Source organism: Rhodococcus sp. NPDC057529 (genome assembly GCF_042802055.1).
Classification (GTDB): Bacteria; Actinomycetota; Actinomycetes; order Mycobacteriales; family Mycobacteriaceae; genus Rhodococcus_F.
Genome location: NZ_JBHVEY010000010.1, coordinates 43,846 through 69,446 on the forward strand (window position 1 = coordinate 43,846; position 25,601 = coordinate 69,446).

Genomic DNA, 25,601 nt, shown 5'->3' on the forward strand with positions numbered 1-25,601 from the left:
CCTCAACTTAACTCGAGGTCAAGTCGCGGGCGAGGGAAGTGTCACTGCGCGACGTCGACGACCACCCGCGTCGGATCGGTCAGCGTGGACACCGTGAACGGACGGCCGGGTGCGGTCACGCCGATGAACGACTGGGTGACGCCTTCGAACACGAGCGCACCGTTGACCTCGGTCACCGTGCCGCCGGGGACACCGGGCACCGGGTTGGGGCCCGAGTAGCCCTCCACGTCGCTGTCGAACGGGTACGCCGAGCCGTCGATCTGCACCTGCAGGATGCCGTTGCCCGACACGGGGATCGTCTTGCCGCTGCCGTCCTGTACGGCCTGGTCCACGTATTCGACCCGCCAGCCCGGGGTGCCCTTGCCGCCGAGTTCGTACACCACGCGGTCGAATCCCTCGTGCCCGCCGACGCGGACGTCGGTGACGGTGAGCTTCGCCGACTCGGACGCCGCGGACGACTTCGGCGCCGCGTCCGTCGGGATCGGTGCCGACTCGGATTCGAGTGCACTGCTGGTGGTGGCCGCGGCAGCAGGCGACGTCGCCGCGACACTGCTGGCGGAGTTCGACTCCGAGCATCCGGTGAGCGTCAGGGCCAGCGCGCAGGCGGCGAACGCGGCGAGGGGACCGATCCGGTGGTTGATCATGATCCGATCGTAAGCCGGGGCCGATCAGAGACGCGGGAGCCCCGGGCGTGGCGTCGCGATCGCGTCCAGGTACAGCCAGTTGCCGTCCTCACGGACGAATCGGCTGTTCTCGTGCAGCGATTCGCGGCGGCCCTCCAGAACATAGTGGGCACGGAACTCGACGGTGCCGGTGGTGTCGAGCAGACCGCCGCCGGTCGTCCCCAGGATGTCGAGTCGGGTCCAGCGCTGCTCCGGATCGAGGTCCAGATCCGCGGGCCGCGTACTCGGATGCCACGTCGCGAGGAGATAACCGGCGTCCAGCACCGCGAACGCGCTGAACCGGGATCGCATCAGGCGCTCGGCCGTGGGCGCCGTCGCCTCGCCGCGGTGATACCTCCCGCAGCACTCGTCGTACGGTTCACCGAGCAGGCAGGGGCATCGACCGGTCACGGTCCCAGTATGGACGGCGGTCACACGAGCTTGTGGGTGCGGTCCTTCCAGTACGGCGCGCGCAGTTCCCGCTTGAGGATCTTGCCGGTCGGGTTGCGCGGCAGCAGGTCGACGACGTCGACCGTCGTCGGGCACTTGAACTTCGCCAGGCGCTGACGGGTGTAGTGGATCAGTTCGTCCGGCTCGATGCTGATTCCGGTCACCGGCACCACGACGGCCTTGACCGTCTCACCCCAGTGCTCGTCGGGCACGCCGATCACCGCGACCTCCGCCACCGCCGGGTGCTCGACGAGGACCCGTTCGATCTCGGGGGAGTACACGTTCTCGCCGCCGGTGATGATCATGTCCTTCAGCCGGTCCTCGATGAACACGAAACCGTCGGCGTCCGCGCGGCCCATGTCGCCGCTGCGCAACCACCCGTCGGCGGTGATCGCCTCCGCCGTCGCCTCGGGTTTGCCGAGATAACCGGGCGTGCGCTGGTCCGACCGCCACCACAACTCCCCGGTCTCACCGGTGGCGACGTCCTCGGCGGTGGCCGGGTCCACGATGCGCATCTCCACACCGGGAATGGGCCGTCCCGCCGACGCCATCCTCGCCTCCTGCGACGCGTCGCGATGCACGTCCGGCAGCAGTGCGGTGACCACACCCGCGCATTCGGTCATTCCGTACACCTGCACGAACTCCGCCTCCGGCCAGGCGGCGAGCGCGCTGCGCAGCAACGGCAGCGGCATCGGGGCGGCGCCGTACGTGATGCGGTGCAGCGAGCCGAACGCGGCCACGGCCTGCTCGCCCGCGGCGAGCACCCCGGCGATCACCGGCGGCACGAGGAACGCGATGTTCGCACCGGCCGCGAGCGCACCGAACAGCGACGGCGCGTCGGCTTCCCTCGTGAAATGGCAGCGGGCGCCGGCGTGCACACCCATGATCGCGTAGCAACTGCCGCCGACGTGGAACAGCGGCATGGCGACGAGCAGACAGTCGTCGTGCCGTGCGGGCAGGATGTCGAGCACCGCGGCGCTGTGGGCGATCAGGTTGCGGTGCGTCAGCTGAACACCTTTGGGCCTGCCGGTGGTTCCCGAGCTGTACAGGATCAGCGCGGTGGCCTCCGCGGCCACGTCGGGCCTCGACGGCAGGACGGCCGCCTCGGCGAGCCACGGCTCGAACTCGTCGTGCTCCCCGCCGACGGTGACGATCTGCTCGATGCCGGTCAGCCGGTCCCGCAACGCCATGACCTGCTGGAGAAACTCGTTGCCCACGAACAGGATCCGGGCCCGGCAGTCGTTGATCACGTAGTCGAGTTCCTCGCCGGCCAGTCGCCAGTTCGGCACCGCGGCGGCAGCGCCGAGGAGGGAGGCGGCGTACGTGACCTCGAGGCAGGACAGGTGGTTCTTGTCGACGAACGCGACCGTGTCGCCCGCCCCGATTTCGCTTTCCGCCAACGCGCCCGCGATGTGCAGGATCCGGTCGTGCCACCCGGACCACGTGTACTCGGCGCCCTGGAATTGCACGGCGACGTCGTCCGGTCGGACCTGCGCCCAGTGCGCGAGTCGGTCGAAGATGATCTCGTTCTCGGCGTCCGACATGCGCCCACCTCTCGTCTGTGACGTCAGTCACATCAGGCTAGTAGCCGGTGCTCCGATCAGTGACGTTTTGCCTCATGCGGTCGAACTGCTGCGGCTCTGCGCGCCCGCGCGTCGCAACGCGGCGCTCCCGACGGCGCCGACCACGATCAGCGTGATGCCCAGCCAGTCGGGGTCGTTGTCGGTGACGAGCATCGCGATCCCCACGCCGATCACGTACGGCGGCAGGAAGTCGAACAGCTTGACGAGCGGCGGTGCCACCTCCTCCGGCTCCCCGGGTTCCCGCGGAGCCTGCGCGCTCGCGACGTCCGGGTACCACTCGGTGAAGGACAGCGCGAACAGCAACGCCCCGATCGGAATGATCCAGCCCGTCCAGAAATTGTCCGGCTGGTCGAGGACGAGGTCGCCGTACAGTCCGGATGCCGCCGACACCGTGAAGGACAGCGCCCACACCAGGGTGATGAGCTGATTCACCTTCAGGAACAGTGGCGAGGTCCAATACTCCTCGGGGGTGGTCTCTTTCGCGTACGGCAGGGTGAACGGATTGCGCAGCAACAGCGAGCCGAACGCGAACGCGACGAGCGCCAGACTCGACATCTCGCCCGACCACTTCTCCAGCCAGGTGATCAGGTCGTCGGAGGCGAACAGTCCGATCACAGCGAGGCAGCCGAAATAGACGATGTCGAACACTTCCATGGGTTTGAGGCTTCCGCCGCGGCGGTGGCTGAGGAACAGGAACAGGATCGACAACCCGAGAGCGGTGGCGACCGATTCCTCGAACCGCCCGGGGCCGGACAGCAGCGACATCACGATCCACGGCGCCAGGCCGGCGAACGGTGATTGGAGGAACGCGTCGAGGAAACGCGATCCCGCCCGGGGTGTGGGGGGTTCGATGGCCATGAGGGCTCTCCTTCGCACCGGCGATACCGGAATTCTCCCAGGTCGGCACATCCGTTGTGGGCGTTTCCGGCCGGTCGCCGTGTCCGGGATCACGTCCCGGCTCACCGAAGATCAGGGTGGTCCCTGATGGCGAGCCGGTGCGGGTGTCGACAAGATGGAGGAGTGCGCCGCGCGTGCACCGTCCCGGCCCGTCACCACGGGGCCGGACCGCCACGAGAGAATGACGAAAGGCGATCATGAGCACGCATGCCCCCGCTGTCGCTGCCCGTGCTGTCGAGCTGTCCAAGACGTACGGCACCGGCGACACCCAGGTCCACGCGCTCAGCGCGGTATCCGCGGAGTTCGCCCGTGGTGAGTTCACCGCGATCATGGGACCGTCCGGTTCCGGCAAGTCGACGCTGATGCACTGCCTGGCCGGGCTCGACGCGGCCAGTTCGGGTTCCGTCCTCATCGGCGACACCGAGCTGACGACACTGACCGACAAGCAGATGACCCAGCTGCGACGCGACCGCATCGGCTTCGTGTTCCAGGCGTTCAACCTGGTGCCGACGCTGACGGCGCTGGAGAACATCACCCTTCCGCTGGACATCGCGGGCCGCAAGCCGGACGCCGCGTGGCTCGAGAACGTGCTGACCACACTCGGGCTGCAGGATCGTCTCGAGCACCGCCCCGGCGAGTTGTCCGGAGGTCAGCAGCAGCGCGTCGCGTGTGCCCGCGCCCTCGCCGGGCAGCCGGAGATCATCTTCGGCGACGAGCCCACCGGCAACCTCGACTCGAAGTCCTCGGGCGAGGTGCTGTCGATCCTGCGGGCCGCGGTGGACGAATTCCACCAGACCGTCGTCATCGTCACGCACGACCCCCGCGCAGCCGCCTACGCCGACCGGGTGGTCTTCCTCGCCGACGGCAAGATCGTCGACGAACTGCGTGACCCGACGGCCGATTCGGTCCTCGACACCATGAAGCGACTCGACGAGCCCGCTCACGCCCTCGCGTCCGACGCGGCGGTCTGACCGCATGGCGTCCACATCCAGTGCCCCGATGCGCAAGGTGTCGCTGCGCAACCTGGCGGCACACAAGGTCCGGCTGGCACTGACGGTGCTGTCCGTGGTGCTCGGCACCGCGTTCGTCGCCGGTTCCTTCGTCTTCACCGACACCCTCCAGAAGACGTTCGACTCGATCTTCGAGAACACCGCGCAGGGCGTCGACGTCCGGGTGTCGAGCGAGGAACGCAACTCCAGCGGGGTGCCCCTCGAGAACCTCGACACCATCGCGGCTCTGGACGGGGTACGCGCGGTGGCACCGGCGGTCAGCGGGCAGATCGTCCTCATCGACTCCGACGGCGCCGCCGTCCAGACGGGCGGTGCGCCGAGCATCGGCGAGTCGTACCTGCCGCCGGGTCAGGCGCTCGGTGAACCCGACGAGTACGTGCAGGGAACCCCGCCCGCCCAGGCGGGTCAGATCGCCGTCAACGCCAGTGCCGCCGAACGCGCGCAACTCGCGGTCGGCGACACCACCAAGGTCCTCGTGCCCGCCCGCGGCATGATCGACGTCACCGTGTCCGGCATCTACGACACCGGAAACGAGACCGGGGGATTCATCGGCGCTAGGTTCGTCGACTCGCAGGCCCGCGAACTGTTCACCGACGGCAAGCACGTCGAGTACATCGACGTCGCCGGGACGGGTGTGTCGCAGGGCGACCTGCGCGACGAGATCGCCGCGGCGCTCCCCGACGCGAAGGTCCAGACCGGCGACGAGGTCCGCGAGGAGACCAAGGCACAGGTGACGGAGGCGCTGAGCTTCATCAACTACTTCCTGCTCGCATTCGGGGCGATCGCGCTGCTCGTCGGCACGTTCATCATCTACAACACGTTCTCGATGATCGTCGCCCAGCGCCTGCGCGAACTCGCGCTGCTCCGTGCCATCGGCGCGAGCCGCAAGCAGGTGGGGCGTTCCGTCGTCTTCGAGGCCCTCGTCGTCGGCGTCATCGGCAGCGCGATCGGAATCGCCGCCGGTGTCGGCCTGGCCTACGGACTGCGCACCCTCCTGAACACGTTCGACGTCGGACTGCCCGAGGGTCCCCTGCAGGTGGGGCCGCGCACGATCCTCATCGCTCTGGTGGTCGGCGTCCTCGTCACGACGGTCAGCGCGTACGCGCCCGCCCGGCGCGCCTCCACGGTGCCGCCCGTCGCGGCGATGCGCGAGGAATTCGCGTCCACCGGCGACTCACTGCACGTGCGCACCATCGCCGGTGCGGTCCTCGGTGTCCTCGGTGTCGTGGGACTCGTGATCGGTTCACGGGGAACCGGTGGCGGTGCGGCCGCCGTCGTCGGCGCAGGCGCGCTCGGTCTGATCCTGGCCGTGCTGTTCGCCGCCCCCGCGTTGTCCCGGCCGATCGTCGGGGCGCTCGGAGCTGTACTGGCCAAGCCGTTCGGCCCGGTCGGGCGTCTGGCCCGCACCAACGCCGTCCGCAATCCCCGACGCACCGCCGCCACCGCGTTCGCGCTGACACTCGGACTGATGCTCGTATCCGTCATCGGGGTGTTCGGCGCATCCGCGAAGGCCAGCGTCAACCAGCTGGTCGACTCGGGGGTGTCCGCCGACTACGTGCTCACCGGTCCCAACCAGATCGGCGTGCCCAGCGGCGCGGCGCGGGCCGTGCGGAACCTCGACGACGTCCAGAGCGCCGCCGCCCTGCACCCGGTGTCCGTGACGGTCGACGACGAGAGGGAGCAGGGTGCGTCGCTGGACGGCCCCCTGGACGGCGTCCTCGACTACACGCTCGTCGAGGGCGGCGCCGACCTCACCGGCAACCACCTCGTCGTGTCCCAGACCACGGCCGCGCAGAAGGGCTGGACGCTGGGGACGACGGTCCCGATGACGAGCGCCGACGGGAACGTCGTCGACGCCGAGGTCACCGGTGTCTTCGAGGACAACCAGCTGGTCGGCGACTGGCTGGTGTCGGACGACGTGTACCGGCAGGTCATGCCCGCCGCGACCATCCCCGATCTGGCGGTGCTCATCGACGCGAAGCCGGGTGCGGACCTGACGCAGCTGCGCGCCGACCTCGAATCCGCGACCAAGCAGTTCGTCGTGGTGCAGGTGCAGGACCGCGAACAGTTCAAGGGAACGCAGGGACAGCAGATCGACACGCTCCTCGCCATCCTCTACGGGCTGCTCGCACTCGCCGTCGTGATCGCGATCCTCGGCATCATCAACACGCTCGCGCTGTCGGTGGTCGAGCGCAGGCGGGAGATCGGCATGCTCCGCGCGGTCGGAATGCAGAGGTCCCAGATGCGCCGCACGATCTACCTGGAGTCGATGCTGATCGCGGTGTTCGGTGCGGCCGTCGGGGTGCTGCTCGGCATCGCGTTCGGCTGGGGCTTCGTGAGCACCCTGAAGGACCAGGGTCTCGATCAGGTGACGGTGCCGTGGGGGCAGGTGGTCGCGATGCTCCTCGGGTCCGGTGTGGTGGGTGTGCTGGCCGCGCTGTGGCCGGCGAGCCGGGCCGCCCGCACCCGTCCGCTGGAGGCCATCGCCGATCTCTGACCCGTGAGTACTTGTCATCCGCCCGCGGTTGAGAAGTACTCACGGGCGCGCGCAGCGCCTAATGTGTTGGCGTGCAGAAAATTGTGATCGTCGGGGCGGGTCTGTCGGGCCTGCGCACCGCGGAGGAACTCCGGCGGGCCGGATACGAGGGTGATCTGATTCTTCTCGGAGGTGAACCGCACCTTCCCTACGACCGCCCGCCGCTGTCGAAGGAAGTGATGCGCGGGGAGAAGAGCGACACCACGCTCAAGCCGCGTGAGTTCTTCGACGAGAAGAACATCGAACTGCGGCTGGGGGTCGAGGCGGTCTCGGTGGACACCGAATCCCGCATCCTGAGACTCGCCGACGGCAGCGCACTCGGCTACGACGAACTCGTGATCGCCACCGGTCTCGTGCCGCGGCGGATCCCGGGGCTGCCGGACCTCGCGGGCGTTCACGTTCTCCGTTCCATCGACGAGAGCCTGGCGTTGCGCGCGGACCTCGCCGAGGGCAGGCGCGCGCTGATCGTCGGGGCCGGATTCATCGGCTGCGAGCTCGCGGCGAGCATGCGGGCAGGCGGGCTCGACGTCGTGCTGGTGGAGCCGCAGCCGACACCGCTCGCGTCCGTGCTCGGCGAGAAGATCGGGGGGCTCGTCGCCCGGCTGCACACCGACGAGGGCGTCGACCTGCGTGCCGGTGTCGGGCTCACCTCGCTGGTGGGCACCGACCGGGTCACCGGGGCCGTCCTCGGTGACGGGAGCGAGGTGGATGTCGACGTCGTGGCGATCGGGGTCGGCTCGGTCCCGGTCACCGCGTGGCTCGACGGGTCGGGTGTCGAACTGGACAACGGTGTGGTGTGCGACGGCGTCGGGCGCACGGCGGTCCCGCACGTGTGGGCGGTCGGCGACGTGGCCGCGTGGCAGCTGCAGGTGGGCGGCCGCCGGCGGGTCGAGCACTGGAGCAACGCCGGGGAGCAGGCGAAGATCCTCGCCGGGGCGCTGACCGGCACCGGCGACGAGAACGCCGCAGCTCAGGTGCCGTACTTCTGGAGCGACCAGTACGACGTCAAGATCCAGGCCCTGGGCACGGTGGCGCCCACCGACGAGGTGCACGTGATCAAGGACGACGGCCGCAAGTTCCTCGCCTACTACGAGCGGGACGGCATCCTCGCCGGCGTCGTCGGCGGCGGGATGGCGGGCGGTGTCATGAAGATGCGGGCCGAGATCGCGGCGGGAACTCCGATCGGTGAGGTCCTCGAGGCCGCGTCGGCGTGAGAGCCGGGGCGGGAGCGCGATAGATTCTCCAGGTGATTGTTGCGCTCATCGACTCGGGTCTCGGCATGCTGCCGACGGCGGCGTGGCTGCGCAAGTTGCGACCCGAACTGGATCTGATCCTCGCCCTCGACCCGGACGGGGCCCCGTGGGGTCCCAAACCGGAGCAGTGGGTGATCGACCGTGTTCTCGCGACCGCGCAGCGCAGCGTCGACCGCGGCGCCGAGGTGATCGTGCTGCCGTGCAACACGGCGAGCGTCACCGCGCTCGACCACGTCCGGGAGCTCGTCGGACCGCAGGTTCCGGTCGTCGGGACGGTGCCGGCGATCAAACCGGCCGCCGCTGCGTTCGGGTCCGTCGCCGTCTGGGCGACCGCCGCGACGACGGCGAGCCGGTATCAGGCCGATCTGATCGAGAAGTTCGGGAACGGGAGTTCGGTGGTGGGGGTGGCGTGCCACGGGCTCGCGGAGGCCATCGACCGGGGTGAGCGGGAGGCCGCGATCGCCGCCATAGCGTCGGCCGTGGAGCGGACGCCCGGCGACGTCGGCGGGGTGGTGCTGGGCTGCACCCACTATCCGCTGATGGTCGACGAGATCGCGGCGCGGCTGCCGGCCGGGGTGCAGTTGTTCGACAGCGCCGAGGCGGTGGCGGCGCAGACGCTGCGCCGCATCGACGCGCTGAACCGGCCGGGTACGGGGGAGGGCACCGTCGAGGTGTTCCTCAGCGGCAGGCCCGGACGGCTGCCCGCGAGCGCGGAGGCGTTCCCCGCCGGTCAGCTGCTGGCCGCGGGAACATCTCAGCCCAGCTGAACCATCCCGGCCGCCACCACCCGTGCGACGCTGCCGAGTTCCTCGCCGTGTTGCCGCGGCAGGTCGTCGAGGTCGTGCAGGCGGTCGTTGCCCGCGACGGAGAACATTGCGGCCACCCACGCCGTCGCGCAGGCCCGGAGCGTCCCGGGTTGCACGGGGTACGGCGAACTGGCCTGCAGCAGTCGCTCGGTGATGTCGCTGAGGTAGTCGCGGAACCGCCTCAGGTGGGCGCGGACGTCCGGGTGGGTCTCGGCCTCGCGCCAGATGATCACCCGCATCACCGACGAGTGGTGGTCGTGCAGATTCAGTGCGGTGTCGAGGTTGACGAGGCTGGCGGCGGGGTCACCCGGCGTCACCAGGGGGCCCACGTCGCCGAAGGGTTCGGTCGGCAGTCTCTCGGACAGCAGGGCCAGGAGGATGTCGGTCTTGGAGGGGAAGTAGTAGAACACCAGTCCTTTCGGGACGTGCGCGGCAGAGGCGATCGATGCGGTGGACGTGGCATCGAATCCGTGTACGGCGATGAGGGATTCGGCGGCGTCGAGGATCAGTTCCCGGGCGTCGCCGTCGATCTTCGCGCTGCGCCGCCGCCGGCCTTTCCGCGGTTGGGGGCCACCGGACTTACCGAGATGGGGTGCTGGCATGGGCCTTTCCCGACGTGAACGGCGGGACGCAGGCCGTAAGCCTGCGCCCCGCCCGAATCGATGTTCTCGGTGCTGTGGTTCACAGATCAGTGATGTGCTGCCAGCCCTCCGTGTCCGTGCATCCGGGAACTCATCACCGGCATCCCCGTGACAGCCACGACGACTGCCAGGACACCGACCACCCATGCGGTCCACGATGCGCCCGTGAATGCGTCGAAGTTCATCACCCACGGGGAGAGGAACAACAGCACTCCGAAGACGGCCATCGCGTACTCGGCCACAGTCATCTCCGGGCGGGCCATGTGGACGAGACCGGAGAGGGCTACGAGTACACCGAGGACGATGAGTGACCACATCGCGGCGTTGTTGGTGTCGAGCCACAACGGCGAGAGTGCCGCGAAGGCTCCGATCACGATCGCCACCACATCTTGCATACGACTCCACGATCTCATGTCCGGCCTCCTCGAAATGGATTGTGTCCACTTCGAGTACACGCCTGATTGACCGCCCGATCAATACCCGACCCGTTGCATTCGGATAACGCGAACCCCAGGTCGGAGCATGTTTCGTGATCTCCGCTCCGGCTGTCGGTGAGGTGTGCGACAGTGCCTTCGTGACTTCGACCGCAGACGATGTGAAGCGCGCTCTCGACGAGGTGTCGGACGAGGCCGACGCCGTCACTCTGGCACGGTTCTTCAAGACCGGTCCGGGGGAGTACGGGGAGGGCGACGTCTTCATCGGCGTGCGGGTTCCCGGGACGCGCAGTGTGGTTCGTGCTCACGCCGATCTGGACCTGCCGGAGGTGACCGTGCTGCTCGACAGTCCGGTGCACGAGCACCGACTGGCGGGGCTGCTGGTTCTCGTCACGCAGTTCGACCGGGCGACGAAGGCGGGCGACGACGCCCTGCGCGAGAAGATCGCGGCGTTCTACCTCGACCTGGTGATGCGGGGACGGGTGAACAACTGGGATCTGGTGGACTCGTCCGCCGACCGGATCCTGGGCGCGTGGCTGTTCGACCGGCCGCGGGACCCGGTGTACGAGTTGGCCGCGGACGACGACCTCTGGCGGCGGCGCGTCGCGCTGCTCACCACGTTCGGCTTCATCCGGCGCGGTGACGCATCCACGACGCTCGAGGTCGCGGAGTCCGTCCTCGGTGATCGCCGCGACCTCACCCAGAAGGCGACGGGATGGATGCTGCGCGAGGTCGGCAAGCGGGTGGACCGAGCCCTGCTGACCGGTTTCCTCGACCGGAACGCAGCGGCGATGGGACGCACGGCCCTGACGTACGCGTGTGAGCACCTCACCGCCGAGGAGCGTGCGGGTTACCGCGCGATGCGCTGACCGGATTCCCGCTACATTCGGTGGCATGACTGCTCCCGCGCCCACGCGCCGCCGCCGTGCCGGGCTGATCCTCGCCGTGGTCGTCGCGGTGGCGGCCGTCGTGGCGGGAGGGGTGCTGTGGCTGGCCCCGGACCGCTACCTGCCGTGGGACACCGCCGAGTTCCCGGCCGTCGACACGACCGCAATGTCGCCGCAGCAGGCGAGGATCGTCGGGCTACTGGAGACCGAGCACGGCACACAGCGGCCGGGGACGTTCTACTCCGACGGGGTCGAGGAGCCCTGGTGCGCGGACTTCGTCAGCTGGATCATGCGGGAAGCGGGCCTGCCGCTGTCGAATCCGAACTCCGGGCACTGGCGGATCCCGGGTGTGTACACGTTGCAGGAGTACTACGAGTCGCAGTCGCGGTTCGAGGAGATCGGCGACGGGTACCGCCCGGCCGTCGGGGACGTGGTGCTCTACGACAACAGCAGCTGGGTCGGCCAGCACACGAACATCGTCGTCGCCGTCGACGGCGACACCGCTACGACGGTCGGCGGCAACGAGTTCGGCCGGATCCGCGTGCACACGGTGGACTGGGCGAGCGACTCCGCCGTCGTCGGTTTCGGCCGGCTCGGCTGAGCGGCCCTTCAGAATTCGATCTTGAGGTGGTCGGTGACCGGCCGGGCCTGGCAGCCCAGGATGTAGCCGCTCTCGATGTCCTCGGGGTCGAGGATTTCGCTGTTCTCCATCTCGACCTTGCCTTCGAGCACGGTGCACGCGCACGACCCGCACTCGCCCTCCTGGCAGGAGTAGGGCACGTCGATTCCCTCGGCCAGCATGATGTCGACGAGGGTCTGCTTGCGGGGCCAGCTCAGGTTGTGGATCTCGCCGTCGAGTTCCACCTCCACGGTGGCGGCGTCGGCGGCCTCGTCTTCGGTGACCTCCACGACGTCGGCGTCCCGGAACGGGTCGCCGGCCAGCGAGTTGAACACCTCGGCGTGCACCTGGGTGCGCGGCATGCCGGCGTCGGCGAGGGCCTTGTGGATGGTGTCCATGAACGGCGCGGGGCCGCACATGAATGCCTCGTGCCCGAGGTAGGGGGCGACGGCGGAGGCGAGCTGGTCGACTCCGGGCAGTCCCTGGACCGTCTCGAGCCAGTGGATGGATACGAGCCGTGACGGGTACCGGCTCGCGAGTGTGCGCAGTTCCTCCGCGAAGATGACCGACTTCTCGTCGCGGTTGGCGTAGAAGAGGACGACCTTGCCGGACCCCTCGGTGAGGGCGGACTTGAGGATCGAGATCACCGGGGTGATGCCGCTGCCCGCCGCGAACAGCAGGAAGTCGTGGTCGAGTGACTTGGGGGTGAACACTCCCGACGGGGGGAGGACCTCGAGGGTGTCGCCGACGGCGACGTTGTCGCAGAGCCAGTTGGACCCGTACCCGTCGGCGGTCCGCTTGACGGTCACCTTGGGTGCGTCGTCGGTGAACGGCGAGCTGGCCAGCGAGTAGCACCGGGCGACCGATCCCGTGCGGTCGCTCGGGATGCGGAGGGTGAGGAACTGGCCCGGCTTGTAGGCGAACTTGCCTGCGAGGTCGGCAGGGACGTCGAAGACCAGTGACCGGGTATCGGGGGTTTCCTCGACCACGCCCGACACGGTGAGCACCACCGATCGTGAGCTGTGCGGCACCTCGACAGTCGTCATCGTGTGTGCAGTCCTTCCGTACTTCGCAGCGCGGGAACGCTCGCTTGCCTCTCCCAAGAATAGAACAGGTTCTAGTTTTTGCCTAGCTGTCCACTCCGGGCGGAGTGGACAGCCTATCGAGTGCCCACCTCTCCGGCTCTGCCCGGCCGCACCTGCCCGATCGGGCAGTTTGTCCGCCGCGGTCGGACGGTTCGGGCTCGCAGGCCTGTAACCGGGGCTCGAACTAGGTCACAGTGGATTCCAGGTGAGACGCCGATCACATCTACTGCGTCCCCTTCCCCAACGCTTCAGATCCGACATCGACTAATCGAGGAGACGGCCATGGCCATCGAGCTCAACCAGATCTGGGACTTCCCCATCAAGGAATTCCACCCGTTCCCGCGGGCACTGATGGGAGTGGGCGCCCACGACATCATCGGCGTCGAGGCGAAGAACCTCGGATTCAAGAGGACCCTGCTCATGACCACCGGCCTGCGTGGCTCGGGCATCATCGAGGAACTGGTCGGCAAGATCGAGTACCAGGGCGTCGAGGTCGTGCTCTACGACAAGGTCGAGTCCAACCCCAAGGACTACAACGTCATGGAAGCGGCCGCGCTCTACCAGAAGGAGAAGTGCGACTCGATCATCTCCGTCGGCGGCGGTTCGAGCCACGACGCCGCGAAGGGCGCCCGCGTCGTGGTCGCGCACGACGGCCGCAACATCAACGAGTTCGAGGGATTCGCGAAGTCCACCAACAAGGAGAACCCGCCTCACATCGCCGTATCCACCACGGCCGGTACGGGTTCGGAGACCTCGTGGGCGTACGTCATCACCGACACGTCGGACATGAACAACCCGCACAAGTGGGTGGGATTCGACGAGGCGACCATCGTGACCCTCGCGATCGACGACCCGCTGCTCTACTACACCTGCCCCCAGCACTTCACCGCGTACTGCGGATTCGACGTCCTCGCGCACGGCAGTGAGCCGTACGTGTCGCGCCTCGACTTCGCGCCTTCTCTCGGGAACGCCCTGTACTCGGTGGAACTCGTCGCGAAGAACCTGCGGGAGGCCGTGTTCGAGCCGCGCAACCTCAAGGCCCGCGAGGGAATGATGAACGCGCAGTACATCGCCGGGCAGGCCTTCAACTCCGGTGGCCTCGGCATCGTGCACTCCATCTCGCACGCGGTCAGCGCGTTCTTCGACAGCCACCACGGCCTGAACAACGCCATCGCCCTGCCCCGCGTCTGGGAGTACAACCTGCCGTCGCGGTACGAGCGCTACGCCCAGCTGGCCGGCGCGCTGGGGGTCGACACCCGCAACCTCACCACGGTGCAGGCCGCGGACGCGGCGGTCGAGGCCGCCATCCGCCTGGCGAAGGACGTCGGCATTCCCGACAACTTCGGTCAGGTGCGCACCGACTCGTACGAGAAGAACCAGATGAACACGAAGAAGTACGAGGGTCGCGGCGACACCATCCGCGGTGACGAGAAGACCGTGCGCGCCATCTCCGAGCACATCCAGGGCGACTGGTGCACACCGGGCAACCCGCGCGAGGTGACGGTCGAGTCGATGATCCCCGTGGTCGATCACGCGATCAACAGCGCGTACTGACCGCCTGAAAACTCGCGTCCGGGGCGGGCGCCTCACCCCAGCCCGGCCCCGCCCCGGATGCGTTCCCACCACCACCTGCTGACGAAGGACGGATCCCCCGATCATGACTGCACCGCACACAGCCCCGGAACCGGAGGACGTCCGCTTCGCCGACGGCGCGGAACTGAAGGAGGCGTTGCGCGAGGTCGACTACATCGCCGACGACGAGTTCGCGGTGGTCGTCCACCTGGCGACCGCGCTCGAACGCCCGCTGCTGCTGGAGGGGCCTGCCGGCGTCGGCAAGACGGAACTGGCGAAGTCGCTGGCCGAGGCGTCGGGGCGCAAGCTCGTCCGGCTGCAGTGCTACGAAGGTCTCGACGACAACCGGGCGCTGTACGAGTGGGACTACGCGAAACAGCTTCTGCACGTGCAGATGCTGCGCGACCGCATCGGGGAGAAGCTGGCCGCGTTCGACGACATCGCCGACGCGTCGAAATTCCTGGCAGCCCAGGATTTCGGGCTGTACTCGGAGCACTTCCTGTCGGTGCGCCCCCTGCTCGAGGCGATCCTGTCGCCGGAACCGGTGGTGCTGCTCGTCGACGAGGTGGACCGCACCGAGGAGTCGATGGAGGCGTTGCTCCTCGAGGTTCTCGCGGAGGGGCAGATCACGATTCCCGAAGTGGGGACGTTCGCCGCCCGGTCGGCGCCGTGGGTGATCCTGACGTCCAACGACACTCGTGAGCTGTCGCCCGCGCTGAAGCGCCGCTGCCTGCACTACCACCTCGGCTATCCGACGCCGCAGCGCGAGCGGGACATCGTGACGGCCCGGGCACCCGAGGTCGAGGACGCCGTGGCGGCGGACGTGGTGGATCTGGCGCGCACGCTGCGGGAGTTGCCGCTCCGCAAGAGTCCGTCCATCGCGGAAGTCATCGACGCGGCTCGTGCCGCGGTGGTCCTGAAGGCGACGGGGGTGGCGGTGAGTGCGCAGGCCGCGGTCCGGGACGTCCTGCTCACCGCCCTGCTCAAGTACACCAGCGACGTCGAATTGGCTCGCACCCGGCTGTCCGGCGAACAGCCGCTCACCTCGGACGACGAGGACACCACGCCGGCCGGGCCCGCGGAGCGCGTGACGGTCGCCTCGCGGCCGGCCAACACGACCACCGCCGTGTTCCGCGGACACGGTGGCCGCGACCGCGGCGGCATCGGCGCGGGCCGCCAGGGCAGGCGCTGACGATGCTCCACCCGGCCCCCGATCCCTCCCCGTCCCTTCCCTCGCAACTCCTCGACGTGCTGGCGGCGTCGTTCGGAAAGATGTTGCGCCGCTACGGCGTCGCCGCGTCCCCCGCCGAGGTCATCGAGGTTCGCCGGGTCTTCGGGCTGGTCGAGGGCCGGGACACGGCCACCCTGCGGGCGTCGCTGCGCGCGGTGTGCGCGAAGTACACGTACGAACAGCAGGGTTTCGACCGTGCCTTCGACGTGTTCTTCGGGTCGGTCGCCGACGCGGCCCCCGGCGCGAGGCCGCCGTCCCGGGCCGAGTTCGCGGAGGGCCTGCCGTCCGCGCTGGAGGTGGCGGACAACGCGGAGACCGCCCGGTACGCGGAGTACAACGAGCGCGCCGCCGAGGTGGGCGATCACTTCGACACCCCCGAGGCGCAGAAGGGGTTCAATCCCCACAAGGACGACGACGACGTCAGCATGACGTCGAGCGACGCAGACCTGTCCGTCGATTCGGAGGCCGAGTCCGGACGCCGCGGTGTCACGTACACGGTCGAGGTCGAGCGTGCGGCGAGTACCGCCGTCGGTGACCTGGCGTCGTCGACGAGCGGAGCCGTCGTCGGATCGCTGTCCTGGGACGATCCGGAGTCGATTCTCGCGTGGCTCGACGCCTACGACCCGAGCAAGGTCTACGCCGATTCCGGCGGGGCCGAACCCCTCAGCGCGGCCCAGCTGAACCGGTTGGCGGAGGCGGTGGAGGCGTTCGTCGGTGCGCTGGCGGACGCCCGGGACCTGTCTGCCGGACCCGCAGATGCACCGGTGACCGCGAGCGGTCCGGTGGCGGCCACGTCGCGCGCCGAGGTGAATCAGGCGTGCTACGAGGTGCTTCGGCGGATGCGCGGGCCGTCACGTCCCCGCCCGCGCGAACTGGCCCGGGGCCGCCTCGACATGCGCCGCACGGTCCGCGCGAGCCTGCGCACCGAAGGCGTCCCGTTCCACCTGATGGTGAAGGCGCCGCGGCCGGACCGGGTGCGGGTGCTGATCCTCGCGGACGTGTCGCTGTCGGTGCGCCCCGTCACCGCGTTCACGCTCCGGCTGGCGCAGGCCATGCACCGCCGGGCGAGCCGCTGTCAGGTGCTGGCGTTCGTGGACCGGCCCGTCGACGTCACGGACACTCTCCTCGCCGGCACCGACGACGACGCGCTGGCCTCGGTGCTCGCCGACCCGCGCATCGATCTGGAGGCGAGCAGCGACTACGGCCGGGTCTTCTCCGACGTGCTGACCGAGTTCGGCACCGACGTGAACACCCGCACGTCGGTGATCGTCGTCGGCGACGGGCGGTGCAACGGACTGCCGCCGGGCGTCGACGAGTTCGCCGAACTGCGACGCAAGGTGCACCGGCTGGCCTGGATCACGCCGGAACCCGAGCGGTACTGGAACCAGGCGTCGTGCGCGATGCCGGAGTACGCGGACATCTGCGACCGCGTCGTCGTCGCGCGCGATGCCGCGCAGCTGATGTCCCGCGCCGCCGAGCTGGGACACGCGCTGCGGTGAGTACCTACCCGATCGGGTAGGTACCGTGCCTGTCCTTCGGTGGGTGTGAAGCCCTCTCCCGGTCCGTAGGGTCGAGGCCAAGGTCTTGTAATCTGGATCACATGCACACAGGTGTCGGGAGGAGTGTCGACTTGTCCGTGTCCTATCCGTCCACCCGCACCACCGCCCCCGGCAGGCTGGTGAAATTCCACGCACCCGAGATCGTGTTCGGTATCGGGTCGATGGTCGAGGCCGCGCACGCGGTCCTGCGCCTCGGCGGGGCACGGCCGATGCTCGTCACCGATCCGGGTCTGATCGAAGCGGGCTGGGCGTCGGAACTCGAGGGTCAGCTCCGCGAACAGGGCCTCACCCCGGTCGTGTGGAGTGCGTTGACACCCAACCCCAAGGACCACGAGATCGCGGCCGGACACGACGCGTACCGCGAGGGCGAATGCGACGTTCTGGTCGCCCTCGGCGGCGGCTCGGTCATCGACGCGACGAAGGGCATCGCGGTGCTCGCCGCGAACGGGGGCAACATCCTCGACTACGAGGGCGTGGACCAGGCGACCAGTCCGATCCCGCCGCTGGTGATGGTGCCGTCGACGTCGGGCACGGGCGCCGACGTGTCGCAGTTCTGCATCGTCACCGACACGAGGCGGGGCACCAAGATCACCATCATCGGCCGCGCGCTCGTCCCGGACGTGACCGTTATCGACCCCCGGCTGCTCACCACCATGCCGGAGTGGCTCAACGCCGCGACCGGACTCGACGCCCTCACCCACGGCATCGAGGCGTTCGTGTCGCTGGCCCACAACCCGCTCACCGACCACCATGCACTCCGGGCGGTCGGGCTGGTCACCGACACCCTCGTCCGCACCATCGAGGAGCCGATGGAGATGGAATCGCGGGCCGTCATGGCGCAGGCCAGCCTCGAGGCCGGCCTCGCGTTCACCAACGCCATCCTCGGTGCCGCGCACGCGATGAGCCATCAGGTCGGGGGATTGCTCGACCTGCCGCACGGAGTCATCAACGGCATCCTGCTCCCGCACGTCATCCGGTTCAACGCCACCGACGACGCCACACCCTTCGTCGCCATCGCCGCCGCCCTCGGTCTCGAGGAACGCCGCGGAACACCCGAGGAAGCCGCCCTGGCCGTGGCAGACCGGGTCGAACGCCTCGCCCGGGAGGTCGGGGTTCCGAAAGGTCTGGGACAGTTGGGTGTTCGCGAAACCGATCTGTCCCGGCTGGCCGAGTTCGCGCTCCGCGACGCGTGCATGTCCACCAACCCGCGCACGGCGACGCAGGAACAGATGGTGGCACTGTTCCGGACGGCGCTGTGAGCAGATGAACGCCCCGGACCTGTCGACGCTCACCGGACTGCGGTCCGGCAAACCGACGTTCTACCCCCAGTACCGTGGCGCCGCGGAACGCCTCGAACGTGTCGTCCACGCACTCGAACTCATCTCGCGGGCCCTCGTCCGCACCGTCGAAGGGCCCGAAACGCTCATCTGCGCCGTCGCCGAGGCGGCACGGGCGCACCTGGACGCTCGGTGGATCGCATTCGCCCTCGCCGACGGCATGCTGCCCGACGCAGGCCCGCGCCGGCTGGTGCTGGGGCCGGACGCGACGCCGTTCCTCGTCGACAACGTCGAGGGCCCACCGCTGCCGGACGAGGTGGTGACGTGCCTGGCCGACATCCGGTCCGCGCGCACCGGCGGCGCTCCCGTCATCGACGCGCACCACGCGTTCGTGCCGATCGTCCTCGAAGGCGGTGTCGTGGGAGCGTTCGCGGCCTGGACGGGTGAGCACCGCACCCTCGACACCACCGACGGCGCGGTCCTCAGCATCCTGGCGAGTCAGACCGCCGTGGCACTGCAGAATTCGGCGCTGTACCAGCGCGGCCAACTGCTGCTCGAGCGGGCCGAGCACGCGTACTCGGAGGCCCGCCGCACCGCGTCCGACCTCGCGGTGCGCAACGCCGAACTCGAAGCCACCCAGCGACAACTCGGGGCGGCCCACCGGCACCAGGTGCTCGACGAGGAACGGCACCGGATCGCCCGCGAACTCCACGACAGCGTCACGCAGGCGGTGCTGTCGGCGGGCATGCAGATCGAGGTGTGCCGGAGCGGCGTCCCGGACGAGGAGCGCAGCGAGAGGCTCGATCTCGCAAAGGAATTGACGCGTCGCGCGGTGGAGCAGTTGCGTTCGGCCATCTACGCGCTCAATCACTCCGGCGGTTCCGACCGGACGTCGCTGCCCGAGATGCTCGAACAACTCGGGGTGGTGCACATGCCCGACGAACTCGCGGTCACCGTCCGTGTCGGCGGCACACCCGCCGAGCTGTCCGGTGAACGGGAACACGCGCTGCTGCGGATCGCCGGCGAGGCGCTGTTCAACGCGGCCGTCCACGCCAACGCGACGCGCGCCGTCCTGCGGCTGACGTACGCGGCCGATTCGGTGCTGCTCTCCGTGGCCGACGACGGGAACGGAGACCCCAAGCGGATGCGCCTGATGCTGCGGATGGCGGCGAACAACGACCTCGACGGCCACCACCGCGGGTTGGCGAACATGCAGGCCCGGGCAGCGGAGTTGGGCGGGACACTCGAGGTGGCGCGGGCCAGGATCGGCGGAGTCCGGGTGGCTGCCCGCATCCCGTTACATTCCGACAGTGAGGTGGACCGATGACCCTACGAACCTCGGTGCGTGACCAGACCGGGTCCGCCCGCCCCACGTCGGTGGTGAAGCTCGTGCTCGTCGACGACCACGCGATTCTCCGGCAGGGCCTGCGCTCCGTTCTCGAACGGGAACCGGATCTCGAGGTGGTCGGCGAGGCCTCGTCCAGTCAGGAGGCGCTGGCCGTCGTCGGTGACGTCGCCCCCGACGTCGTGCTGATGGATCTGAAACTGTCGGCGGCCTCCGACTACGAGGGGCTGGCGCTGTGCGCGCAGCTGTCCGCCGCGGACGGCACGATGGGGTTGCTCGTCCTCACCACGTTCCTCGACGAACAACTCGTCGTCCGCGCCATTCACGCCGGCGCCCGTGGATACGTCGTCAAGGACGTCGACACCACCGAACTGGTGCGTGCCATCCGCGCCGTGTCCCGCGGCGAGAGCGCCTTCGACTCCCGCAGCGCATCCGCGGTGATCCGCTCGCTCAACGGTCAGACGACGCCACGCGAAGGACTCACCGAACGCGAACTCGAGGTCCTGCAACTGTTGGCCAAGGGCCTGTCGAACGCGAAAATCGGGGAGAGGCTGTTCATCTCGGCCACGACGGTGAAATTCCACGTCAGCAACATCATGCGCAAACTCGACGTCGGCCGGCGCGCCGAGGCCGTCTACGAGGCGGGCAAGCTCGGCCTGATCTGATCCGGCACCGCCGCGGCCGCGACCGCGGAAACCCGTCGTGACCACCCGCGAACCGGCGTAGCGTCCCCGTCATGGCTGCGATCTCGGTGGAGAATCTCGTCAAGACGTTCGGTCCGACCCGCGCACTCGACGGCCTCGACCTCAAGGTGGGAACGGGGCAGGTGCACGGATTCCTCGGGCCCAACGGGTCCGGCAAGTCGACGACCATCCGGGTACTGCTCGGCCTGCTGCGCGCCGATTCGGGCACCGCCACCCTCCTGGGCGGCGACCCGTGGCACGACTCGGTGGCGTTGCACCGGCGGCTCGCCTACGTACCCGGAGACGTGAACCTGTGGCCCAACCTCACCGGCGGTGAGGCGATCGACCTCCTCGCCGGGTTGCGTGGCGGGCTGGACGAGCCCCGGCGCGCGGAACTGCTCGAGCGGTTCGAACTCGATCCGACGAAGAAGGCGCGGACGTACTCGAAGGGCAACCGGCAGAAGGTGGCGCTGGTGGCCGCGTTCGCATCGGACGTCGAACTGTACGTCCTCGACGAACCGACGTCGGGGCTGGATCCGTTGATGGAGTCGGTGTTCCAGGATTGCGTCGAGGAGATGTCCGACGCAGGGAGGACGGTCCTGTTGTCGAGTCACATCCTCGCGGAGGTCGAGGCGCTGTGCGACCGGGTGAGCATCATCCGTGAGGGCCGCACCGTGGAGACCGGCACGCTCGCGGAACTGCGTCACCTCACGCGCACGTCGATCACCGCCGAGACGCAGCGTCCGGTGACGGGATTGGACGCCGTCGAGGGCGTGCACGATGTACGCGTCGACGGCCTGCACACCCGGTGCGAGGCGGACACCAGTGCGATCGAGGGCGTGCTGCGCCACCTGCTGTCGTTCGGGGTTGCGTCGCTGACGTCGACGCCACCGACACTGGAAGAGTTGTTCCTGCGCCATTACGGGGACGAACTGGCCCGGGAGGGCGAGAACCACCGGCGAGCCGAATCCGGGACACGGGCGCAATGAGCACGGTGACGACGCCGGAGGCCACCGGGCGCGGCCAGTACGCGGGAACCCCACGGCTCGTGCGGCTCGCCCTGCGCCGCGACCGCATCCAACTGCCGGTATGGTTGCTCGCTCTCGCGGCACTGCAGGCATTCTCGGCGTCCAGTGTGCTCGGCCTGTATCCGACGGAACCCGATCTGCGCAGTTTCGCGATGGCCACTGCGGCGTCGCCGGTCGCGCTGGCCACCAACGGTCTCGTGTCGGGATACAGCGCCGGCGCCGTGCTCGCCTGCCAGATCGTCATGCCGATGTCGCTGGCGGCTTGCCTGATGACCACCCTGCTGGTGGTGCGGCACACCCGTCAGAACGAGGAGACCGGCCGCGCCGAACTCGTCGAGGCGGCCGTCGTGGGCCGGAAAGCGCTGCTCACCGCCGCGCTGGTCGTCGCGGTCGGCGCCAACCTGATCCTCGCTCTGCTCAACGTGGTGGTGCTGGTGGCGGCGGGGCTGCCGCTGGACGGGTCGGTGGCGCTCGGCGCGGCGATCGCGGGTGCCGGCATCGCGTTCGCGGCGATCGCCGCGGTGACCGCGCAGGTGACGGACAGTGCCCGCACCGCCAACGGACTGGCCGGGGCCGCCCTGGGCATCGCATTCCTGCTGCGTGCCGTCGGCGACATGACGGGCACGGTGACGGAAGACGGCACCCGCGTCGTCAGTGGCTGGCCGACGTGGCTGTCACCGATCGGCTGGGCCGAACAGATCCGCCCCTACGACGACAACGCGTGGTGGGTGCTGGCGTTGCCCCTCGTGTTCGCGCTGGTGGTCGGGTCCGTCGGCTTCGCTCTCACCGAGCACCGGGACGTCGGCTCGGGGCTCGTGCCGACCCGCCCGGGGCCCGCCCGCGCGTCCCGCTCACTGCCGACGGCGGTCGGATCGGCGTGGCGGATGCAACGGATGATCCTGTTCTGGTGGGCTTTCGGGATCGCCGTCCTCGCCCTGGTGTACGGCGCGATCGCAGACCAGATCGACGACTTCCTCGGCGAGGGCGAGCAGGTCGCCGACATGATGGAACAACTCGGTGGCGGCACCACCGACATGGTCGACGCCTACTTCGCCGCCATCTTCGGCATGATGGCGATCGCGGTGGCCGGCTACGCGGTGCAAGCACTGCTCCGAATGCGCGGTGAGGAGGCGGCGGGGCGACTCGAACCCGTTCTCGCGACGGCGGTCTCGCGTCCGCAGTGGATGCTGGCACACGTCGGCCTCGTCACGGTGGGCATCGTCGTCCTGCAGGCGCTGACCGGGGCGGCGACCGGCCTCGCGTACGGTCTCGTGACCGAGGACGTGCCGGGAAAGGTCGTGAGCCTCACGGGGGCCGCCCTCGTCTTCGTGCCGGCGATCGGGGTAGTCGCGGCGTTGGCGGTGCTGGCGTTCGGCGGCTTCCCGGCCTGGTCGGCCGGGTTGTCCTGGGGCGTGCTCGCGCTCTGCCTGATCTTCGGATACCTCGGATCGCTGCTCGGGCTGCCGCAGATGGTCCGCGACCTGTCGCCGTTTACTCACGTCCCCGCACTGCCGGCCGCGGAAGTCACGGCCGCTCCGCTGATCTCGCTCGCGGTGATCGCCGTCGTGGTGGGTGCGGTCGGAGTGTTGCTGTTCCGGCGGCGAGACCTCACGAATTCCTAGCGACCGGGTGTTGGGGATCTGCGATCCGGCGCCACGGCAAGGTGTACGTCGTGATGCTCCGTTTGCCTACCCTTCCGAGCCAAGATCACAGCGCTCCACCGCTATTGGTTCGACACCGGCATCCCACTCGTCATCGAACTCGGGCACCACTGACAGCGCGACGCCGACGCGCGCGCTGATTGTGCGGGGCGTGTTCGAATGCTAGGGTCGAACAAAGTTTCGAACAACCTCGGGGGAGGGCTGGTCGTGGGGGATGTGGTGGCACCGGATCTGGAGGAGTTGCGGGCGTTCACGGCGCGGTTGCGGTGTGTCGGGCCGTGTGGTGATGCGGGGGTGGGGATCGAGTGGCTCGATGCAGTCGAATCCCTGAAGTCGGTGGGGTGTGCGGTGCAGGCGGTGATCACCGATGATGTCGCCACCTGTGTGCGGGAGGACCGCAGGGCCCGTCGGTTGCCGCGGGCGGAGTGGGGTCGCGGTATCGGGTCGCAGATTGCGTTGGCGCGCAGGGAGTCCCCGAACCGTGGCAACCGGCATCTGGGGTTCGCGCAGGCGCTGGTGCACGAGATGCCGCACACGTTGGCGTTGTTGCGGTCGGGGCGGTTGAACGAATGGCGCGCGACCCTGCTGGTGCGGGAAACAGCGTGTCTGTCGGCTCAGGATCGGGCGGTGGTGGATCGCCGGTTGTGTTCGGACCCGGACGTTCTGGACGGGGTCGGGGACCGCGGCCTGGTCGCGAAGGCGAAGGCCCTGGCCGTGGAACTCGACGCGGCCGCGGTCGTCCGGCGGCATCGCAAGGCGGTCTCGGAGCGGCGGGTGACGACGCGGCCGGCGCCGGATTCGATGGCGTACCTGAGTGTGCTGCTGCCGGTGGAGCAGGCGGTGTGTTTGCAGGCGACGTTGGGGCGGGATGCGGACAGTCTCATCGCGACCGGGGAGAGTGGTGGCCGGACCCGGAATCAGCTGATGGCGGACTTGTTGTTCGACCGCGGCACCGGGGCCTCGGTCGCCGATGGTGTGCCGGTGGCGGTGAATCTGGTGATCTCCGACGAGACCCTGTTGGCGGGTGAGGGTGAGGCGGCGCAGCTTCAGGGGTTCGGGCCGGTGCCGGCGGGGATCGCCCGGAAACTGGTCGCCGACGCCCTTGATGGTGATACCGCGGTGACCTTACGAAACGTCTACTCGTGCCCGGTGTCGGGGTCGTTGACGGCGATGCAGTCGCCGTCGCGGACGTTCCCGAAAAGCTTGCGAAAGCTGATCGATCTGCGGGACCGGACGTGCCGCACCCCGTGGTGTGATGCGCCGATCCGGCATCATGATCACATTCTCTCGCGCCGCAACGAGGTGGCCACCACCGCGCAGAACGGGGCGGGGTTGTGTGCGGCGTGCAATTACGCGAAGGAGGGCGACGGCTGGTCCGCCCGCCCGGTGCGTCGGCCCGATCGCCGTCACGTTCTCGATCTCCGCACCCCGACCGGGCATCACTACCGGTCCGTTGCCCCACGATTGCCGTCCGCGGCGCGTCGGTCGGAGATCGAGGCGATCCTCATCGCACACCTCCGAGCGTCATGAGGAGATCAGCAGTCGATGACGAGCCAGCCGCCGTGGTGCTCGAACACCTCGAACGGGCGTCCCGTCGATTCGCCGAGTTCGGTGAGCGACGGGGTGTCGAAGGTGCGGATGTGCCCGTGGCAGGCCGTTGCCTCGTCCTCGTAGGGGACGGCGACGACAACCCGCTCGCGGGCGACCCGGAGGGACTCGGATATCACTGCGGCGCCGATGTTTTCGTCGACGTGCTCGAGGAGGTGGATGGCGGTGACGGTGTCTGCGCTGTCGTCGGGGACCGGCACGTGCGCGGCGTCGCACACGAGGGTGCGCAGTTCGAGTCCGAGTTCCGGTGCCACGGCGTCGAGGAGGGTCATGGTGCCGGGGAGGATGTCGGTTGCCGTGACGGACCGCCCGGCGCGGGCGAGTCGCAGCGGGAGGAAGCCGAAGCACGACCCGAGGTCGAGGACGGAGCCGCGAACCAGTTGTTCCGCCTTCTCGTGAATCGGTGCGAAGTCGGCGGTGCCGTCGAGCAGTTCGTTCAGGGAGTTGCGGTAGTAGACGGTCCACGCGTCGAGTGCACCGTCGACCGTGGAGCGCACCAGTCCGACCATGGTCGATTCGAACTCGCCCTGACCGAAGTCGGCGTCCTCGATGGACGCGGTGACCGAGGCGACGAGTCTCTCACTCAGATCCGCGGGCGTCAGGGCGTGCGTGACTCGCAACCGGTCGCCGTCTCGGGTGAGGGTGAGCGGCCCGTCCGCGACCCGCTCGACCGTGACGTGCCCGTGTGACCACAGCCCGGGTTCACACGGAGCGAGAGAGTCGAACGCGGGTGTGTCGAGAGTGGAAGTCATTCGAAGCAACCTTGCCGAGAGG

Annotated in this window: 22 protein-coding genes and 1 pseudogene; 15 read left to right on the top strand and 8 right to left on the bottom strand. The window is 69.0% G+C overall.

The genetic code is table 11. The features are described from left to right. Positions 1-41: 41 nt before the first annotated feature. The 4 genes and pseudogenes from ACFU5V_RS20770 to ACFU5V_RS20785 form a co-directional block, all read right to left on the bottom strand. Positions 42-644 (bottom strand): hypothetical protein, encoded by a 603-nt coding sequence (locus ACFU5V_RS20770; RefSeq protein WP_378429522.1) that lies wholly within the window; start codon positions 642-644, stop codon positions 42-44. A 24-nt stretch (positions 645-668) separates the two neighbouring features. Next, entirely contained in the window at positions 669-1,097 is a 429-nt protein-coding gene (locus ACFU5V_RS20775; RefSeq protein WP_378429523.1) for a YchJ family protein, read from the bottom strand. Then, the gene (locus ACFU5V_RS20780) at positions 1,094-2,656 is read right to left on the bottom strand and encodes a long-chain-fatty-acid--CoA ligase (protein ID WP_378701577.1); all 1,563 of its coding nucleotides are present in this window, start codon (positions 2,654-2,656) and stop codon (positions 1,094-1,096) included. Before ACFU5V_RS20780 ends, ACFU5V_RS20775 begins: the two co-directional genes overlap by 4 nt. Positions 2,657-2,728: 72 nt before the next feature. Then, positions 2,729-3,665, bottom strand: a pseudogene (locus ACFU5V_RS20785) (hypothetical protein). Between the two features lie 124 nt (positions 3,666-3,789). Here ACFU5V_RS20785 and ACFU5V_RS20790 point away from each other — a divergent pair. From ACFU5V_RS20790 to ACFU5V_RS20805, 4 genes are all read left to right on the top strand, one after another. Next, on the top strand, positions 3,790-4,563 hold the full coding sequence (locus ACFU5V_RS20790; RefSeq protein WP_378429525.1) for an ABC transporter ATP-binding protein: 774 nt from the start codon (positions 3,790-3,792) through the stop codon (positions 4,561-4,563). Positions 4,564-4,567: 4 nt separating this feature from the next. Next, entirely contained in the window at positions 4,568-7,099 is a 2,532-nt protein-coding gene (locus ACFU5V_RS20795; RefSeq protein WP_378701579.1) for an ABC transporter permease, read from the top strand. 71 nt (positions 7,100-7,170) lie between these two features. Then, positions 7,171-8,352, top strand: a complete 1,182-nt coding sequence (locus tag ACFU5V_RS20800; protein WP_378701581.1) for an NAD(P)/FAD-dependent oxidoreductase — start codon at positions 7,171-7,173, stop codon at positions 8,350-8,352. A 32-nt stretch (positions 8,353-8,384) separates the two neighbouring features. Then, on the top strand, positions 8,385-9,158 hold the full coding sequence (locus ACFU5V_RS20805) for a glutamate racemase (protein WP_378429528.1): 774 nt from the start codon (positions 8,385-8,387) through the stop codon (positions 9,156-9,158). Here ACFU5V_RS20805 and ACFU5V_RS20810 read toward each other — a convergent pair. Together ACFU5V_RS20810 and ACFU5V_RS20815 are read right to left on the bottom strand one after the other, a co-directional pair. Continuing rightward, a complete protein-coding gene (locus ACFU5V_RS20810) occupies positions 9,146-9,799 on the bottom strand; it encodes a TetR/AcrR family transcriptional regulator (RefSeq protein ID WP_378429529.1) in 654 nt (217 codons plus the stop codon). The genes ACFU5V_RS20805 and ACFU5V_RS20810 overlap by 13 nt on opposite strands. An 86-nt stretch (positions 9,800-9,885) precedes the next feature. After that, complete coding sequence (locus tag ACFU5V_RS20815; RefSeq protein ID WP_378429530.1) at positions 9,886-10,251, bottom strand: SPW repeat protein; 366 nt, start codon at positions 10,249-10,251, stop codon at positions 9,886-9,888. Between the two features lie 161 nt (positions 10,252-10,412). On the opposite strand from ACFU5V_RS20815, the gene ACFU5V_RS20820 reads away from it, so the two are divergent. Then, complete coding sequence (locus tag ACFU5V_RS20820) at positions 10,413-11,141, top strand: DNA alkylation repair protein (RefSeq protein ID WP_378701583.1); 729 nt, start codon at positions 10,413-10,415, stop codon at positions 11,139-11,141. A 25-nt stretch (positions 11,142-11,166) separates the two neighbouring features. Then, a complete protein-coding gene (locus ACFU5V_RS20825; protein ID WP_378701586.1) occupies positions 11,167-11,760 on the top strand; it encodes a CHAP domain-containing protein in 594 nt (197 codons plus the stop codon). A gap of 8 nt (positions 11,761-11,768) precedes the next feature. Here ACFU5V_RS20825 and ACFU5V_RS20830 read toward each other — a convergent pair whose 3' ends face one another. Further along, the gene (locus ACFU5V_RS20830; protein ID WP_378701588.1) at positions 11,769-12,824 is read right to left on the bottom strand and encodes a 2Fe-2S iron-sulfur cluster-binding protein; all 1,056 of its coding nucleotides are present in this window, start codon (positions 12,822-12,824) and stop codon (positions 11,769-11,771) included. Between the two features lie 321 nt (positions 12,825-13,145). On the opposite strand from ACFU5V_RS20830, the gene mdo reads away from it, so the two are divergent. The 9 genes from mdo (at position 13,146) to ACFU5V_RS20875 (ending at position 24,749) form a co-directional block, all read left to right on the top strand. Next, positions 13,146-14,417 (top strand): NDMA-dependent methanol dehydrogenase, encoded by a 1,272-nt coding sequence (gene mdo, locus ACFU5V_RS20835; protein ID WP_072948386.1) that lies wholly within the window; start codon positions 13,146-13,148, stop codon positions 14,415-14,417. Between the two features lie 103 nt (positions 14,418-14,520). Further along, on the top strand, positions 14,521-15,627 hold the full coding sequence (locus ACFU5V_RS20840; protein WP_378701592.1) for an AAA family ATPase: 1,107 nt from the start codon (positions 14,521-14,523) through the stop codon (positions 15,625-15,627). A 2-nt stretch (positions 15,628-15,629) separates the two neighbouring features. After that, positions 15,630-17,165 carry a VWA domain-containing protein gene (locus tag ACFU5V_RS20845; protein ID WP_378701594.1) on the top strand — a complete coding sequence of 512 codons (1,536 nt, stop codon included), beginning with the start codon at positions 15,630-15,632 and terminating at the stop codon, positions 17,163-17,165. A 131-nt stretch (positions 17,166-17,296) separates the two neighbouring features. Then, on the top strand, positions 17,297-18,484 hold the full coding sequence (locus ACFU5V_RS20850) for an iron-containing alcohol dehydrogenase (RefSeq protein WP_378429536.1): 1,188 nt from the start codon (positions 17,297-17,299) through the stop codon (positions 18,482-18,484). 4 nt (positions 18,485-18,488) lie between these two features. Beyond that, positions 18,489-19,829, top strand: coding sequence for a histidine kinase (locus tag ACFU5V_RS20855; RefSeq protein ID WP_378701596.1), 1,341 nt, complete (start codon positions 18,489-18,491; stop codon positions 19,827-19,829). Next, complete coding sequence (locus ACFU5V_RS20860; RefSeq protein WP_276135876.1) at positions 19,826-20,512, top strand: response regulator transcription factor; 687 nt, start codon at positions 19,826-19,828, stop codon at positions 20,510-20,512. Before ACFU5V_RS20855 ends, ACFU5V_RS20860 begins: the two co-directional genes overlap by 4 nt. 71 nt (positions 20,513-20,583) lie before the next feature. Then, on the top strand, positions 20,584-21,519 hold the full coding sequence (locus ACFU5V_RS20865) for an ATP-binding cassette domain-containing protein (RefSeq protein WP_378701598.1): 936 nt from the start codon (positions 20,584-20,586) through the stop codon (positions 21,517-21,519). Beyond that, positions 21,516-23,180 (top strand): ABC transporter permease, encoded by a 1,665-nt coding sequence (locus ACFU5V_RS20870; protein WP_378701601.1) that lies wholly within the window; start codon positions 21,516-21,518, stop codon positions 23,178-23,180. The genes ACFU5V_RS20865 and ACFU5V_RS20870 overlap by 4 nt, the downstream gene beginning before the upstream one ends. Positions 23,181-23,426: 246 nt before the next feature. Next, positions 23,427-24,749 (top strand): HNH endonuclease, encoded by a 1,323-nt coding sequence (locus ACFU5V_RS20875; protein WP_378701603.1) that lies wholly within the window; start codon positions 23,427-23,429, stop codon positions 24,747-24,749. A 5-nt stretch (positions 24,750-24,754) separates the two neighbouring features. On the opposite strand, the gene mftM is transcribed toward ACFU5V_RS20875, so the two are convergent. Beyond that, positions 24,755-25,579, bottom strand: a complete 825-nt coding sequence (mftM, locus tag ACFU5V_RS20880; protein WP_378701606.1) for a mycofactocin oligosaccharide methyltransferase MftM — start codon at positions 25,577-25,579, stop codon at positions 24,755-24,757. Between the last annotated feature and the right edge of the window lie 22 nt (positions 25,580-25,601).

Coding starts and splice junctions, on each gene's coding strand:
- ACFU5V_RS20770 (WP_378429522.1), bottom strand. CDS start 644: ATGATCAACCACCGGATCGGTCCCCTCGCCGCGTTCGCCGCCTGCGCG.
- ACFU5V_RS20780 (WP_378701577.1), bottom strand. CDS start 2,656: ATGTCGGACGCCGAGAACGAGATCATCTTCGACCGACTCGCGCACTGG.
- ACFU5V_RS20790 (WP_378429525.1), top strand. CDS start 3,790: ATGAGCACGCATGCCCCCGCTGTCGCTGCCCGTGCTGTCGAGCTGTCC.
- ACFU5V_RS20795 (WP_378701579.1), top strand. CDS start 4,568: ATGGCGTCCACATCCAGTGCCCCGATGCGCAAGGTGTCGCTGCGCAAC.
- ACFU5V_RS20810 (WP_378429529.1), bottom strand. CDS start 9,799: ATGCCAGCACCCCATCTCGGTAAGTCCGGTGGCCCCCAACCGCGGAAA.
- ACFU5V_RS20815 (WP_378429530.1), bottom strand. CDS start 10,251: ATGAGATCGTGGAGTCGTATGCAAGATGTGGTGGCGATCGTGATCGGA.
- ACFU5V_RS20825 (WP_378701586.1), top strand. CDS start 11,167: ATGACTGCTCCCGCGCCCACGCGCCGCCGCCGTGCCGGGCTGATCCTC.
- ACFU5V_RS20830 (WP_378701588.1), bottom strand. CDS start 12,824: ATGACGACTGTCGAGGTGCCGCACAGCTCACGATCGGTGGTGCTCACC.
- mdo (WP_072948386.1), top strand. CDS start 13,146: ATGGCCATCGAGCTCAACCAGATCTGGGACTTCCCCATCAAGGAATTC.
- ACFU5V_RS20840 (WP_378701592.1), top strand. CDS start 14,521: ATGACTGCACCGCACACAGCCCCGGAACCGGAGGACGTCCGCTTCGCC.
- ACFU5V_RS20845 (WP_378701594.1), top strand. CDS start 15,630: ATGCTCCACCCGGCCCCCGATCCCTCCCCGTCCCTTCCCTCGCAACTC.
- ACFU5V_RS20855 (WP_378701596.1), top strand. CDS start 18,489: ATGAACGCCCCGGACCTGTCGACGCTCACCGGACTGCGGTCCGGCAAA.
- ACFU5V_RS20860 (WP_276135876.1), top strand. CDS start 19,826: ATGACCCTACGAACCTCGGTGCGTGACCAGACCGGGTCCGCCCGCCCC.
- ACFU5V_RS20865 (WP_378701598.1), top strand. CDS start 20,584: ATGGCTGCGATCTCGGTGGAGAATCTCGTCAAGACGTTCGGTCCGACC.
- ACFU5V_RS20870 (WP_378701601.1), top strand. CDS start 21,516: ATGAGCACGGTGACGACGCCGGAGGCCACCGGGCGCGGCCAGTACGCG.
- mftM (WP_378701606.1), bottom strand. CDS start 25,579: ATGACTTCCACTCTCGACACACCCGCGTTCGACTCTCTCGCTCCGTGT.